General features: G+C 38.3%; 14 protein-coding genes and 2 pseudogenes. 1 reads left to right on the top strand and 15 read right to left on the bottom strand.

Annotated features, from left to right (window positions below; translation table 11 throughout):
- Positions 1 to 10 precede the first annotated feature (10 nt).
- Positions 11 to 922, bottom strand: coding sequence for an ABC transporter ATP-binding protein (locus ACFSN5_RS02370; RefSeq protein WP_165209078.1), 912 nt, complete (start codon positions 920 to 922; stop codon positions 11 to 13).
- A gap of 764 nt (positions 923 to 1,686) precedes the next feature.
- Here ACFSN5_RS02370 and ACFSN5_RS02365 point away from each other — a divergent pair.
- Positions 1,687 to 1,925 (top strand): annotated as a pseudogene (locus ACFSN5_RS02365) (exodeoxyribonuclease); the annotation flags it as partial.
- Between the two features lie 62 nt (positions 1,926 to 1,987).
- On the opposite strand, the gene ACFSN5_RS02360 reads toward ACFSN5_RS02365, so the two are convergent.
- From ACFSN5_RS02360 to icd, 14 genes and pseudogenes are all read right to left on the bottom strand, one after another.
- Entirely contained in the window at positions 1,988 to 2,173 is a 186-nt protein-coding gene (locus ACFSN5_RS02360; RefSeq protein WP_277423761.1) for a M13-type metalloendopeptidase, read from the bottom strand.
- 10 nt (positions 2,174 to 2,183) lie between these two features.
- A complete protein-coding gene (locus ACFSN5_RS02355; RefSeq protein WP_165329214.1) occupies positions 2,184 to 4,031 on the bottom strand; it encodes a M13 family metallopeptidase in 1,848 nt (615 codons plus the stop codon).
- 184 nt (positions 4,032 to 4,215) lie between these two features.
- Positions 4,216 to 4,824, bottom strand: a pseudogene (locus ACFSN5_RS02350) (lipase); the annotation flags it as partial.
- A 34-nt stretch (positions 4,825 to 4,858) separates the two neighbouring features.
- Positions 4,859 to 5,581, bottom strand: coding sequence for an ABC transporter (locus ACFSN5_RS02345; protein ID WP_165209072.1), 723 nt, complete (start codon positions 5,579 to 5,581; stop codon positions 4,859 to 4,861).
- 1 nt (position 5,582) lies between these two features.
- Complete coding sequence (locus ACFSN5_RS02340) at positions 5,583 to 6,257, bottom strand: ABC transporter ATP-binding protein (RefSeq protein WP_165209069.1); 675 nt, start codon at positions 6,255 to 6,257, stop codon at positions 5,583 to 5,585.
- A gap of 74 nt (positions 6,258 to 6,331) precedes the next feature.
- Positions 6,332 to 7,519 carry a hypothetical protein gene (locus ACFSN5_RS02335; RefSeq protein WP_241154248.1) on the bottom strand — a complete coding sequence of 396 codons (1,188 nt, stop codon included), beginning with the start codon at positions 7,517 to 7,519 and terminating at the stop codon, positions 6,332 to 6,334.
- A gap of 504 nt (positions 7,520 to 8,023) precedes the next feature.
- Positions 8,024 to 8,887, bottom strand: a complete 864-nt coding sequence (locus tag ACFSN5_RS02330) for an Rgg/GadR/MutR family transcriptional regulator (RefSeq protein ID WP_165209764.1) — start codon at positions 8,885 to 8,887, stop codon at positions 8,024 to 8,026.
- Between the two features lie 301 nt (positions 8,888 to 9,188).
- Complete coding sequence (locus ACFSN5_RS02325; protein ID WP_165329215.1) at positions 9,189 to 9,542, bottom strand: arsenate reductase family protein; 354 nt, start codon at positions 9,540 to 9,542, stop codon at positions 9,189 to 9,191.
- A gap of 12 nt (positions 9,543 to 9,554) precedes the next feature.
- Positions 9,555 to 10,049 (bottom strand): methylated-DNA--[protein]-cysteine S-methyltransferase, encoded by a 495-nt coding sequence (locus ACFSN5_RS02320; RefSeq protein ID WP_165329216.1) that lies wholly within the window; start codon positions 10,047 to 10,049, stop codon positions 9,555 to 9,557.
- Entirely contained in the window at positions 10,046 to 10,276 is a 231-nt protein-coding gene (locus tag ACFSN5_RS02315; protein ID WP_165209060.1) for a DUF6440 family protein, read from the bottom strand. Before ACFSN5_RS02315 ends, ACFSN5_RS02320 begins: the two co-directional genes overlap by 4 nt.
- A 98-nt stretch (positions 10,277 to 10,374) precedes the next feature.
- Positions 10,375 to 11,556, bottom strand: coding sequence for a phosphoglycerate dehydrogenase (locus ACFSN5_RS02310; protein ID WP_165329217.1), 1,182 nt, complete (start codon positions 11,554 to 11,556; stop codon positions 10,375 to 10,377).
- Positions 11,557 to 11,643: 87 nt separating this feature from the next.
- Positions 11,644 to 12,192 (bottom strand): GNAT family N-acetyltransferase, encoded by a 549-nt coding sequence (locus tag ACFSN5_RS02305; RefSeq protein ID WP_165209054.1) that lies wholly within the window; start codon positions 12,190 to 12,192, stop codon positions 11,644 to 11,646.
- 46 nt (positions 12,193 to 12,238) lie between these two features.
- Positions 12,239 to 13,333 (bottom strand): 3-phosphoserine/phosphohydroxythreonine transaminase, encoded by a 1,095-nt coding sequence (gene serC, locus ACFSN5_RS02300; RefSeq protein WP_165329218.1) that lies wholly within the window; start codon positions 13,331 to 13,333, stop codon positions 12,239 to 12,241.
- A gap of 729 nt (positions 13,334 to 14,062) precedes the next feature.
- Entirely contained in the window at positions 14,063 to 15,244 is a 1,182-nt protein-coding gene (gene icd / locus ACFSN5_RS02295; protein ID WP_165209048.1) for an NADP-dependent isocitrate dehydrogenase, read from the bottom strand.
- Between the last annotated feature and the right edge of the window lie 219 nt (positions 15,245 to 15,463).

Raw genomic sequence — 15,463 nt, 5'->3', positions numbered from 1 at the left:
AAACACCGCCTTACAAAGTATCTTCGGCCGTAAAGTCAATGAATAGCTCTTCGAGAGACTTGGTTACCTCATAAATACGATAGACATCCACATCAGCAGCCAATAAACGTTTGACAATCTCTGCTATCTGCTCATCCGATAAATGCGGTAGAAGCAAGCCTTGTTCAGTCGCTTTGACATCATTCGGCGCAAAGTCCAGTAAAGATACCACAAGCTCGTCATCTGAAGTTTTCAAACAAATATTGCTGCTGTGTTGACTCTTAAACTGCTCAATTGTCCCTTGGTAGAGTAGCCTTCCCTTACCAATAATCCCTATCTGAGTCACCATTTTTTCAATCTCATCCAGAGCATGTGAGGAAATCATCACAGTCGTGTTAAATTTTTGAGGCAACGCACGAATAAGCTTGCGGATCTCTTCACGCGCCTGCGGATCAAGACCATTGGTTGGTTCGTCAAGAACAATCAGTTTAGGACGCCCCATAATTGCCATAGCTATCCCCAAACGCTGCTTCATCCCCAATGAATAATGCTTGACCTGTTTATTTTTATTCTCTGTCAAATGGACAGTGGCCAGAGCTTCAATAACATCTTGATCCTTCAGATTTTTCAGCTCTTTAAGGATCTGCAAATTCTCGTAGCCCGTTAGATTATCATAGTAGGCAGGCTCTTCAATGAGAGAACCAATCTGCTTCAAAATAGCGGTACGATTGCTTTCACTCATAACAGAACCTGCGACATTAACCTGACCAGATGTTGGTGTCAGAAGCCCACAAATCATTTTCATAATAGTGGATTTTCCAGCACCATTTGGACCAATCAAGCCATAGATTTCTCCCTGCTCAATTTTTAGATGATTAAGATCAACAGCCGTTTGCTGTCCAAAAGTCTTTCTGACTTGGTTGAGTTCAATCATTGTTGTCATATCAACTAGTTATCCTTTCATAAGATACAAAGGGCGCCCGCGGATAAAGTTAAAATAGGGAGTACGACGACGAATCACTAAGGATTCTAGGAGGACTCATCTTTTTGACACAATCCGCAGCCCGTGTTCAATTGACAAAGTATCGCTAAGACCTTAGGTCTTGCTCTACTACACAAACTACTATGATAGTTTGCTATGCCAATTACTAACTTCGAACCTTCGGTATAATCGACCGTAGGTTCGAAGTGCCGCAATTAACAAGATACAAAGCTGTTAAGCGACTCAAAGAATTTTAGGGAACTTGACCTAGGTGATAGGAGATAAGACACCTAGGAAATTTTATTTAATTCCATAGGAGTGTAGGCGTGTTCAATTGCCTCATATCTAATGACAGTTTACTAAAAAGCATGCTCCAACAACCTTACAGCTGTCCCTAGTTTTCTTACAATTTTGTAAGGATCTAAAGTTTCTGGATGATGTTTTATTATTAAAATCTTCGTTGCTAAGTAACTCTTAATCTTATTACTTCTTGATTTTCGTTTTTAGGAATCAAAATTTTTGATACAAGGTATACAAGTTATTTAAATAATCTAGGCAAACAAAAAATAAGGCAGTAACCAATACCGGCTACTGTCTTATAACATTATTTTAGAAAAAATTCTTGATATCCTTGAAATGTAACATTACATACCTCTCACCAAGAATGCAATCTCACTAAGTCAAACCAAACGCTGTTTTTTTGACTTCATCGATAAAGATTATAGGGCTTCACTACTACGCTAGCCCAGAGTTTCACCGACACTTTCTACTATAAGTGCAGTGACATTATATCTACTCCTGATAGACGCGGCGCAGTAAAATCAATAAAGCCAACAACACCGGCTGGCGCATCGACTACTGGCAGACCAGCACCCGCACCGCCGATAAAATCATCAAATCCGATATGATCAACTCAGGCGACCGCCAAGACCACGGACCGATTTTGCTGGAGATAAATCTCTAATACTAGACGCAAAAATTCCTACTCAAATGAGATAGGAATTTTTTTTAGCTAAGACAAGATAATTACCAAATAGTTAAGCGGTCCTTCTTATCCATATACATCTTGTCGCCTTTTTTAATATCATAAGCCTTGTAGAAATCATCCATGTTTTTGACAACCTGGTTAACCCGTAGTTCAGCTGGAGCGTGAACGTCTGTAGGAATCACTGATTTATAATATTGAACATATCCGACCTCACGGAAGCTAATGGCATAACTCTTAAAAAAAGTCCTTGAGATTAGGTGAATAATCCTGTTCTTTTAAAGCTTGCAGGGCGACATTGGCACCACTCAAATCGGCAGCATTTTCAGTTACAGTCTGCTTAGCATTGACCTTGACACCAGCGTACTCCAGACCATTCCATTGCTTAATCAAAGTATTAATCTTCTTATCAAAAGCCTTGCGGTCTGCCTTAGTCCACCAGTTCTTATGATTGCCATTTTTATCATAGTTGGCACCATTACTGTCAAATGCGTGACTGATTTCGTGACCAATGACAATCCCAATACCACCATAGTTATCTTCATCACTATTCTTTTTCGAATAAAATGGATCCTGCAAAATAGCAGCATCTAAATTAATAGAATTATTCGTTGGATCATAGAAGGCATTAACATCAAAAGAAGAAACTCCATCTGCTTGTTTATTGACAGGCTGATCATATTTTGAAAATTGATAGGACATCCATTTCTTGGTAATTTCCATATCATTATCAAGAAGAGACTTAGATTTATCAATTGAAATATTTTGATAAAAATCCTTTTCGACATAATCGGAATAACCGATGTTATAGGTAATACTATCCAGCTTCTCAATAGCCTTATTCTTGGTGGCTTGAGATATCCAGCTATTATTCTCCAGACGTTTCTTATAGGTTTTAGTGATGTTTTTAACCATCTTTGTCACATCATCCTTAGTCTTTTGACCAAAATGCTCTTGACCGTAATAAACACCCAGACTATCTGAAAATGATTGAGAGACCAAGTTATAAGCTAGCTTCTTCTGGCTTGGAAGCTGACTTTGTCCTGTCATCATCGTTTGATACTTACCGGCATCTTCTTGCGTAGAGCGATCCAGATAGTTTGTCATGTTCATAGCGTTTTGAACTAAGATCCAAGCCTTGACCTCTTTAAAATTTTTCTGATTGATAAACTTACTGAGGGCTTTAAAATACTTAGGATTGGTTACATTCACCTTGTCGACCGAATATCCAACCAAATTACTACCCAAGCCCATCAAGTCCAAATCTTTTGAATAAGATTTGAACTGATTAGTAGAAACTTCATGATAGATTTTTGTTTGATCTGAAGCATCTTCTGCTGACATGCGATATTTAGCCATCTTCTTATCCAAGGAAATAGTTTGCTCAACCATCTTTTCGGACTCAGACTTACTGTAACCCATATCCTTCATAACAGCTGTCGCCGCCTCTTTATAGGCCCTGAAATATTGCTGAGATTGATTCTTATCCCTATAAATGCTGGTATCAGGAAGAATTCCACCAGTTTCACTGTAACTTAAAATATAGCGACTGGTATCAGTATCTTGGGGAACCAGAGAAACATTAACGGGCAGCACCATCCCTTCCATTGCCAGATCTTTATAAGATTGATTGAGCTGAGAAAGACTATCAAGATCATCCAGTTGCTTAAGGTATTTCTGAGCTGGCTTAGTACCAGTTTTATTGCGGGTCTTACTGTCTGCCGCCATAGAATAGTAGTCGATAACCACATTCATCCCATCAACCTTGGTAGACTTTTTCTTAGCAACCAGTCCATCCAAATCTGATATAAGCTGCTTGTCCGCCTTGTCCTGAAGCTCTTCAGTAACACCTTGTGTCGCTCTATCCTTAGGAATCTTTGTTTTGGTTAAATAGTCCTTATTGATATATTGGAAAAAATTGGACTGAGCCGTTGCGTCCTTATCAAAGCCCGCCTTGTGAGGAATGAAATTCTGATAGGCATAGTAACTACCACCAGCCAAAGCTAGGATTAAAACTGCTCCTGTCCCCCATAAGACTCGCTTAGTTCGTCTCTTCATCTTCTTTTTCGCTTTAGCTTTTTTCATTTTAAAAACCTTTCTCTATTGTTATACTTTCTTGGTACAATTGTATAGTAGAACAACTATATCACAAAAATATTTCTAATACATTAACGAAAAATAACATAAATTTAGATTATTCAAATAATTTTTCAAAAAAACTGACCTCCTTGCCTTTGTTTAAAGAAGATCAGTTATTTTAATTAGAAAATCAAATGGTAGTCCATTGTTTCACACTAGCCACCTGCTTGGCATCTTCCGCAATCGTTTTCAAATCGTGATTGCCAGAATTGGGAATCACATATTCTTTACCAAGATAAACCGCTCCTAACCATCGCATAGCATTATTGAACCAGTCTTTTTGGGTTGTGATACGGATAACATCACCCGTAAAAGCCTTGATATCACTCTTAATATCCGCAATAGTTCGCTGAGCCTCAGCCTTATTGGAAGGGAGATTAAATTTTCCCTGAAGGTTTTCCCGAAGGGAATCATAAGCTTTATTCCCTAAATAGGCAACAGATGGAATATAAAGCGGGGCTGCATTATAAACAACCGTTGTGGCAACATTCTTTTTCAAGGCTACCCGCTGAGCGACATTGCCACCCAAGGAATGACCGGTAATAACAATGTTCCCAGCCCCATACTGGTTGGCAATCTTATCGTAAAAATCATAAGCTGGCTGGTAATGTTGCCCATGTGCTAAACCAATCCCAATTAAATCGGCTCCCAGAGCATCTTGCAATTCATTGCCATCATTATTAGTAGCTGTATAAGCGATAATAACCTTACTGCTGGCTTTATCTCGAAAGGCAGTCCCCCGACCCCTATTTCTAATCTAAATTATGTTTTATTCATTTAGCTGATCTTTGTTTCAACTGACCATGCGGGATCAAGAAATACAACACAAGAATATTAAGGAAAAATGTTACTATGAACAAAAGAATATCACTTGTTTTAACGGGATTATCTCTTATTAGTTCATTGATAAGATTACTATAGTAGTAGCCTGGAAATATCATTTGAACTTTAGTCAAAAAATCTACAAAATTTCCTGAAGCTCCTAAGTTATTGAAAGGAATAATCATCAAAGCTGCTAAAATAATAATCGGAAAGCTAACTGTATCAATAATTTTCGAATCCAATCGAACCCCCATAACAAAACCAATGATACTAAAGTAGAGCCCCATAAACATTAAAAGTAAGCACTGAACAAAAACAGTATTTGATATAGAAAAGTTAAAAAATACAACAGCCGAAAAAAGAAGAACAAAGAAAATTAGAGCATTGAGAACAATTTGGACAAAAGTCTGGTCAAAAAGATACTTCTTAACACTATAATGAGTAAATCGCGATTCAAATGAATAGAAATCAATATTAGACGAGATTCTTTTGCTAAATGTCGCTAAGCTATTACCGATAATACCAATAAAAACTGCAATCCCTAAAATAATATTAGATGAGACATCACTTTGAACATTATGCAAAAAAGCATACCAAACTACGGGAATAAAAATCGTGAATAGCAAAAACCGTTTGTTCCGTATGACCTGTTTTAACTGAATGAACCTTGGCATCTTACTCCTCCTTACCGTTAATAGTCCTATAAAATTCTTCAATTGTTAAACCCTGTTGATGAATAGCCTCAACTTTCTCATCAGCAAAAATCTTACCATTTTTCAAAATCAATACTCGGGAAAAAAACTTATCAATTTGATTAAAATCATGAGTTACTATTACTGAGGTTACGTTTTGTTTTTTTAGTAGTTCCCAGAACCGATCAACAGATTCTAAATCCATTCCAGTAGTTGGTTCATCAAGAAAAACCAATTTAGGATTGTTTAAAATTACTAATAATAAAGAGAGACGCCTTTTTTGTCCACCAGAAAGACTGGATACAAAGCTATCTTTCTGGTTCTTTAAGTCAACCCTATTTAGAAGACCATCAATATCTAAACTACCTAGGTGGTTCATATAAGTCTTTAAAGCTACTATTTCTTTTACCTTTAAATCATTAATCAAAATATCTTCTTGCGGCATCATGCCAATTTCACTTTGAAAATCCAATTCCGTGTCAATCGTCCCTCCATCTCGCTTCAATTGTCCGGAAATAATTTTTAACAAAGTAGTTTTGCCAGCACCATTACTTCCCAACAAAGCAATTCGCTCACCATCTTCAATTGAAAGAGAAATATCTTGTAAAATCTTATTCGTTGCACCAAATGCTTTTTCAATATTAGTTAATGTAAACATCTACATCTCCTTTTTACTATGTACGGAATTACACCTGCTTCGTTGTGAATTCTTACTTTTACCACGATTAATAGCTATTCACCAGAATTTGTATTTTTACTTTCAAGAATAAATTCTATTAGATGATCCTGATTAAACTCAGGTTGAGGTGCTTCGAGCGTTACCCAGTCTACCTTTTTAACATAATCTATAAGATTCTCTAGCCCCAAAGAACTATTTAGATTTACGAAAATTGGTTTTTTTATTTTATTTTTGAAATTACTATCAATAAAAAATTCTCTAACAAATAATGAAGAGTAGGGGCAGATTTTTTTTAGCCCCAGTAAAACTTGAGCATTATTTTGACTATCATTAAAAATTTTTCTCAGAAACTTCGTTCGCACTAACGTTTTCCTTCTGGATAAAATAATTTCTTTATCTAGAAAATAAATCTGAGGAGAATCAAAAACATCTAAATCCTTATTCTCTGCATATTTCTTTCTTAAAACCAAATCAGACAAGTCAAAATACATTCCACCTGTTAATGACAAACTATTGAACATGGCTAATGTTCTAGGAAATACTATCTGCGTCATATTTCCTAAAAATGAAAAATAAAACTCTTTGCCATGATTATCTAAAAATCTAAGACATTTTTTTGAATTGTCAACGGTTATCGTTATATCTCGGTAATCCAACTTACTTTCCTTCGAATACTCAGATAACCCCAAAACATCAAAGCTTGGATGCTCAGGCCTTTTATTAGCATTAAAGCCAAAGTAATAAGGAATATCTAGAATTTCTCCAAAATTATAATTTTGTTCAAAATCACTAACAAAAAAGTTCTCTCGATATCGATTATTAAAGATTCCTAGACCTTTATAGACATGGTTTAAATATAAACCATCTTGACCAATTTGAGCAAAGAATGCATAGGAGTGATCTGAATTATATCTTTTTGACTTTAACATTTTTAACAGTTCTTCTAAATCTTCTTCTGTAAAGAGAACGGACTGTGAATTAGATGAGCAGATTCTTTTGATAACAAAAGCTATCAAAGGATAGTCAGCAAATTCAAAAAAACCTGAACGTAGGGCACCTAAATTTATTTTTTCAAAAACAAATTCAGCCATTTCTTTAAAGAATTCATCTAAATCCATGAAATTCTTGAAAGATTTCCCATTTGGATACTGATAGACCATAAAATTATAGGACAATTCTTCAACTTTTTTAGAAGCATCAAAAATTGAGTAAAACTCACTTAAACGCTCTTTTTTACTCATGAAGTTTCTTAAAAATCTCTCTTGCCGCTGAGATAAATTAAACTTATCTTCATAAGTATCGATGGTAAGGGGAGGGATTCCCAATGTATCTACATTATACTTTCTAAAATTATTATTAGCACAGTACTAGCTAGCATTGCACTCACTAACAATAATTAGCAAATTGAAAATGTAAAATTCTAATTAAATATTTTACGCTAATAATATACCATCTCATTTACTGTCTTTTAGAAATTCGCAAATCTGATATTTTTTTTTTGAAAATTTTCATATTTGCGAATATGCCGTTTTACAAAAATTTCTTAGTAGAATAAGTATGAAGGAGGTTGAGGTGCCTTATGCTAAAAAGAATTATTTATTTCACCATTTGCTTGCCGTTTTTACTCCTACCACTTTTGTAGTTAACAAGGCAATAAAATACTTTATATTTCCATCTTTATATTCTCCCAAAAGAAAGGCACCGACTCCTTTAATAGCTCGATGCCTTTTATTATATTTTGAAAACTATTTTCTCTTTGTAATCTGTTCCAAATTTGTTTTGAGAAACATGACTAATGTAGGATTATCAAGCTTCTCTATTAAACTAATATACACTTCCACATCTGATAAATCGGCTGTTTCACCTTTAAGGTAGTTCATCACCTTCTTTAAAAAATTCAGAACCACCCTAGCAAACATATCTTGATAAGTAAGCATATTCTCAAGGTTTTCAATAAAATAAGAAGCGTGATAAAAATTTCGGTGTTCAATCAAGATAAGAATAAGATTTATTAAAACCAGTTCAGAACGTTTCTTATGCTCTGGAAGTTCCCGATACAGTTTATCTCGTTCCACAAAAGCCTTACCCAAAAAAATCAAATCATCATCGGATAAAATAAATAGAGTATTGCCAAAAAGATAAAGCTCGTACTCTGTCCACTCCTCAATAGCATAAAGATAAGAAGTTAGAAATTCCTTTTCTTCATTCGTAATTTCAAGGCTAGAATCTAGGCTATGAACTGTGGCCTTAATAATAAGTCTATTAAGCCGATTATAAACATCGTAAGTCTCTGTATCTTGATAATCTTTCAATATTTTCTTTATGCCCTTAATATTCCTTTTAGCTTGAAACTCCACAATCTTTTTGCCAGTTTTAAATAAGTCAGATTCGTGATATTGCGTCAACGCGTGACCAAATTCTGAGAAAGTCATGTGAATTCCTTCAATGGCTAAAAGAAGTTTGTCTGCCGCCAACATGGTCTTGCCCATTTCAAACTTGGATAGCTGAGAAACCGATAGATTATCACGAGCAATATCTTTCAGCTTCAGTCCTCTGGCCACTCTAAGTTCTTTATAGAGTTCGCCAAGTTCAAGTGATTTTCCCAACATCTCAATTCTCCTCCAATAAGATTCTATATATATCATTACAATGACTCATCTAGTTAGCACAATAAATTATCAGTTATAAGTGATTCTATATTTTCTAAGCTAATTTCAACGTCTGGCAAGATTTCCAATAGTCAACTTACATCTCCTCGCTCCTCCTTTATCAACACAGTTAGCGTTATGTTGATAAATCCATTATACTCGTTTTTTTTATTTTTGGATTATCGATATCATGAATTGGCGTTATTTTGTCGTGAATGGTTATTAAAAAAACCGCCTCAAAACAAGAAGCGGTTTCAATATGCTATAGATTCAAATTTCTATAAGGAGTACGATAACCAATCTGCAAGAGTTTTCCGTCCTTCACGAGGAGAGGTCGCTTGATCAGCATACCGTCGGCTGCTAGTAAATCAGCGGCTTCCGACAGACTGATTTTATCAATCTTGTCCTTCAAATCAAGTGCTCGATAAGACTGGCCTGAGGTGTTGAAGAATTTTTTTACCTCTCCTCCACTGTCTCCAATCCATTTCTTAAGCTCCTCAGCTTTGGGCGGAGTAGCCCTAATATCAATGGCTTCATAGTTCCATCCAAGTTCATCTAATTCTGCCTTAACGCGTTTACACGTTGTGCATTTAGGATATTGATAAAAAATAATCATGTTTTTCCTCTCTTATTTTTTCAATGTGATAGTCAGACCCTCATGCTCAAGCAGCCAAGCTTTTTTATCAAGACCACCAGCATAACCCGTCAACTTTCCTTGGCTCCCCAGCACACGATGGCAGGGGATAAAGATACTAATGGGATTTTTTCCGACAGCAGAACCGACGGCTTGGGCAGATCGACAGTTAAGTTTTTTGGCAATTTGACCATAAGTCAGGGTGGATCCGGCAGGAATGGCAACGAGAACCTGCCAGACCCGCTTCTGGAAAGCCGTCCCTTGAGGAGCCAGAAAGTCAACAGCTGAGGGATTTTGACCCGCAAAATAAGCATCTAGCCAAACCTTAGCTTGTTCAAGAACAGAATTAGCCTTGAAGACTATATCAGTCTCTTCAAAACCTCTTTCATAGTATTTCTGACCGAGGAACCAGGCTCCTAAAAGAGTTTGGCCATCAGCAACCAAGGAAATAGGTCCCAAGGGAGATTGATAGATTTGTTTACAAATCATAATTCTCCATTTCGCCACTTTTCATTGATTTTTGGACTGCCATCAGGATTAAGCAAAGGTATTAAACTGCCTCCAGAGACACCAACAAAAAGATACTCTATACCTGTTTCACAATCAACATACAAGATATCCACTCCATGAATACCTGTGCCTTTGGCCGTAAAATGAAGCGCATAAAACCGCTCTCCTAACGATTTCTGATAATCTTTTAAATCTTTTTTATCCATAAGATTCTCCTAACTCATAGTCAATGGTCTTATTGTACCAAATTATAGAAAAAACAATGCCTTCAAAGAGACATTGTTTTTGGCAAAAGAACAGGGGTTCACTTATAAGCCTTAATCAAGCGTACCTTGATGATATTGTCACTGGCTTCAAAGGCCGCTACTAGAGCATTAATCTTCTCTTTATCGGTTTCATCTAGATCCAGCAAAGTGTAGGCAAAATCCCCCTTGGAACGGTTGAGAATATTGGCAATATTGATGTTAGCATCAGAAACCGCTGTCGAAATCTTAGCCACGATATTAGGAACATTGCGGTTGATCAAAGTGATACGGTAAGGGGCCTCGAGAGCTTGGTGCATATTGGGAAAATTAACTGAATTGGTGATTTCACCAGTTTCGATAAACTGACGAATTTCCTGACTGGCCATTATGGCACAATTGAGCTCTGCTTCCGCTGTCGAGCCGCCCACATGCGGAAAGACCGTAATCTTGTCTTTATTGAGCAATTCTTCGCTGCCAAAATCTGTGATGTAGCGTTTGACTACGCCTGCTTCGATGGCTTCAAAAAGATCTTGATGATTAACTAATTCTCCTCGAGCAAAGTTGATAATGGTGGTTCCCTTATTCATAAGGGCAAAAGCCTCAGCATTAAAGGTCTCACGGGTATCGTCTGTCAGAGGAACATGCACGGTAATATAGTCAGCATTGGCGAATATTTCCTTGATATCTTGAACCCGCTTGACATGGTGGGAGATATTCCAAGCCGCTTCAATAGAAACGTAGGGATCGTAACCCAGAACCGACATACCTAAGCGTCTGGCATCATTAGCAATACGGGCGCCGATAGCTCCAAGCCCAATAACACCCAGTGTTTTTCCTCGGATTTCAGTACCGGCAAATTGTTTTTTTCCAGCTTCAATCTGCTTAGGCACATCATCACCTGAAAGCCCATTAACCCAAGCGTTAGCTGAAATGTAATCACGCGCCGATAAAAGAATAGATGCCGTCACAGCCTCTTTCACCGCATTGGCATTAGCACCAGGGGTGTTAAAGACGACAATTCCACTTTCTGTTGCCCGATCAATCGGAATATTGTTCGTCCCTGCACCGGCACGCGCAATAGCCTTAAGATTGCTCGGAAAGGCATAATCGTGCAAATTCTGACTTCGGATAATATAAGCATCTGGGTTTTCTGCTAAATCCCCATCAACCTGAAATTTATTCCCCAATTCTTTTAAGCCAACTTGATTGATATTATTGAAGGTTTTTACACTGTAAACCATAATTTACTCCTTGTTATAATCTATTATTAAAAACTAATACGAAAAGAGCTATCTAGGAACACTAGCCTGATAGCTCTTTTCACCAGTCTAGATGATATGATGATCAGCCTCATCCACTTCCTGATAAAAGCCTTTTTCAGCCTTTGACTTAATTTTTTGATAAGCCAAACGCTCACCCTCATAAACAACTTTCCCACAGTAGTGGTAGCCTAATTTTTCTAAGATATGCTGCATGGCCTTATTTTTCTCGTGTGTGTCACAGCGAAAATCCGGACCATCGTGCCCTTCAATCAGACCCTGCAAAAAGATTTGAGCCACCCCCCGTCCTCGGGCTGAATCCGCCAAAGCAATTCGATGAAAGGTAACATAACGATAATTATTGTGTTCCCACTTGCCATCATAAATACCATCGTAGGCAGGTTCATGACCTTCAATAACTGCAGCATAGGCCACCAAGAGTCCTTCCTCTAGGCCCACCCAAGCGTGTCCCTCGAGGACATCTTCAAAGATATCCTCTTGACTCGGATAACCATTTTGCCATTGGTCACTACCTGATTGAGCCAAGTAGCTCCTCGCTTCTTCAATAATTGTCATGATTTTGTCCACTTCGTTCGGATGGGCCAGACGAATTTCCATTATTCTCTCCTACTTACACATATCAAAAAGAGATTAGTTCCATTCTCTACTTATGTTGATCTTCAAACTGCTTCATGAAATCGAGCAAATCCAAAACGCCTTGTTTTGGAAAGGCGTTATACAGACTAGCCCGCATACCGCCGACACTGCGGTGACCCTTGATATTCTTGAAGCCAAGTTTATCAGCCTGAGCGACAAATTCAGCATCCAATTCCTTACTTGGGGTCACAAAAGGAATGTTAGTGACAGAACGGTCTTTAACGTTTTTTACAGGACTGGTATAGAAGTCAGATTGCTCGATGAAATCATAGAGCAGGCCAGATTTTTCACGATTGATCTCTGCCATCTGATCAACTCCGCCGATAGTATTCTTCACCCATTCAAAGACAAGTTTTGAAATGTAGATACTATAAGCTGGCGGCGTATTGTAAAGCGAACCTGCTTCTGCCTGAATACGGTAGTCCAGCATAGCAGATAATTGGGGCTGATCATTGAGAAAGTCTTCTCTGACAATAACCACGGTCACCCCCGCTGGGCCAATATTTTTTTGAGCGCCAGCGTAAATCAAAGCAAAATCTTCTACATTGTAACGCGCTGCTAAAATATTGGAAGACATATCCGCCACAATTGGAACACCGTTAGTGTCTGGCAGATCATAGATAGACGTTCCTTCAATCGTATTGTTCGTCGTGATGTGGACATAGGCCGCATCTTTATCAATACTAGCTGGATCAAAGTCAGGAATATGGTCATAGACCGTATCTTCTGAAGAAGCCAAGAGAATCGGTTCAAAAGGAATTGTTTTGGATAATTTGACTGCCTCATTGTAGGCCTTCTTACCCCAAGAACCGCCAACCAAATAATAAGCCTTCTTGCCCTGAGCAAGATTGAGCGGCACCATGGTGAATTGGAGGGAAGCCCCACCTTGCAAGAACATGACCTTGTAATTAGCAGGAATAGCCATCAATTCTCGCAAGAGTCCTTCCGCATCTTTAATAATGTTGTCGAATTCTGGAGAGCGATGGGACATTTCTAGCACGGACATTCCGGAACCTTGATAATCAAGCAGCTCATCACGTGCTTGTTCCAAAACTGGTTTAGGTAAAGTAGCAGGTCCTGCTGAGAAATTGTAAACAGTCATAACGACACCTCCAAAATTTTAATGGCTTTATTGTAGCATAGTTGTCTGAATCTTGTAAAGATTTTCATGAAAACGATTCCTTTATTTTAGCTAAATCCGAATATTTTCAAAAATAGATAGTTGATGGGGTAAAAAAGAATGGAATCAACCCCAAAATTGAAAATTTTGGTTCTCACTACGTTCTGGTTTTAAAGTGATAATCTGAAACGATCTCCCCCCAGACCGTTTTTGACACTTACTTTGCAGGCTTCATTTCCCGATTACAAAGGTCTCCCAAATCTTTTTAACCCACTCCCGCACAATTCAAGAGGTCTGAGGGAGCTTTTGAGATGGAAATAAGATGAACGATGGTCATCACATTCGTTTAGTTTTCCGCTTTGGACTTGTGGCAAAAGGAAAACCAAAACCAGCCAGCAGTGATTCATTGGTGCTAAAGCACGTCATGAACTGTGCAGGGGTAAGACTAAGTTGCTGGCATAGCCAACAAGTCTTGCTCCCAACCATTGTGCTAAGAGGTTATTCCAAAACAGAAATACTGGACAAGTTTGTTCCCAGCCTTTTGAGCTGCTGGGACTAATTCTTAAAACTGAAAGTTTTATAGCCAACTTTGAGAGAGCCAATTAGCTACTGACTGCTAATATGATTAAGATGAATCACTTGTCCAGCCAGTACAGGTAAATAGAATAAAATCATACTAACATTTTTTCGTCGGTCAGCCTGTCTCCTGTCTTAAAGTTTGTCAATAATCTTCTGAGCAAAATCGCTAGTCGAGAGGGCCTCAACATCCATAGCAGAAGCAAAATCAGCCGTGACCTGTTTAGCCTGAATCGTTTCTTCTAGCGCAGCTTCAATCTGATCGGCAGCTTCTGTCCATCCCATGTAGTCCAACATCATAACAGCTGATAAGAGCAAGGAACAAGGATTAGCCTTATTCTGACCTGCAATATCCGGTGCTGTTCCATGGGTCGCTTCAAAAATAGCATGACCCGTTTCATAGTTGATATTAGCACCCGGGGAAATGCCGATTCCACCAACCTGTGCAGCTAAAGCATCACTGGCGTAATCGCCGTTAAGATTAGTCAGAGCCACCACTTGAAAGTTTTCCGGATGAAGCAATATCTGCTGAAAGAAATTATCAGCAATGATATCATCGATGACCAAGCAGCCATCTGCAAGGGCTTCGGCATAGTCTCGCTGGGCCAATTCATAGCCCCATTTTCTGAAACCACCCTCGGTAAATTTTTGAATATTGCCCTTATGGACTAGGGTGACTTTTGTTAGACCATGGGTCAGAGCATAATCTATAGCAGAACGAATCAGCCTTTCACTTCCCTGAACTGAAATCGGTTTGATGCCAATGGCTGAGGTCTCAGGGAAGCGAATCTTCTTGACAGCCATTTCTTCTTGTAAGAAATTGATAACTTTTTTAACCTCCGCCGTTCCGACCTCCCATTCAATACCTGCATAAATATCTTCGGTATTTTCACGAAAGATGGTCATCTGAGTTTTTTCAGGTTCCTTGAGCGGGCTGGGCACACCCTTGAAATAACGGATAGGACGCACACAGGCAAAGAGATCTAATTCTTGACGCAGAGCTACGTTAAGCGAACGTCTGCCTTGTCCGACTGGCGTCCCCAAAGGTCCCTTGATAGCAATCAGATTTTCTTTAATCACTGACAAAGTCTGCTTCGGCAAAGATTGACCAGTCAAGGTAAAGGCCTTTTCACCCGCCAAGACCTCTTGCCAGTCAATCTGGCGGCAGCCTGCATAAACCTTTTTTATGACTTCATCAATAATGCGACGGACATTTTTCCAGATATCCTGACCGATACCATCCCCTTGGATATAAGAAATAATTGGATAATCAGGCACCTGTAAAGCGCCTTTTTTCATAAAAATTTTTTCAGACATAAGGGCCACCTCCTGTGGACTAGAATATGAGTTAATTTTTAAGTCAGCATAATTGGAGCAAGGGGCGAATAAGCTTATTATTCTTCCGGTGCCCTCAAACTCGAACATAAGCCATCCAGTATGCAACTCTTGACAAAGATGGCAAAAATACAATCCCACATAAGTCTTCCAACTATCAAATACTTCATCAAATTTTTCTAAGTCAGCTTGCCCAAGCTA

The organism is Streptococcus tangpeifui, from assembly GCF_044503215.1.
GTDB classification, from domain to species: Bacteria; Bacillota; Bacilli; order Lactobacillales; family Streptococcaceae; genus Streptococcus; species Streptococcus tangpeifui.
This window is presented reverse-complemented; position numbering and strand designations above follow the sequence as displayed.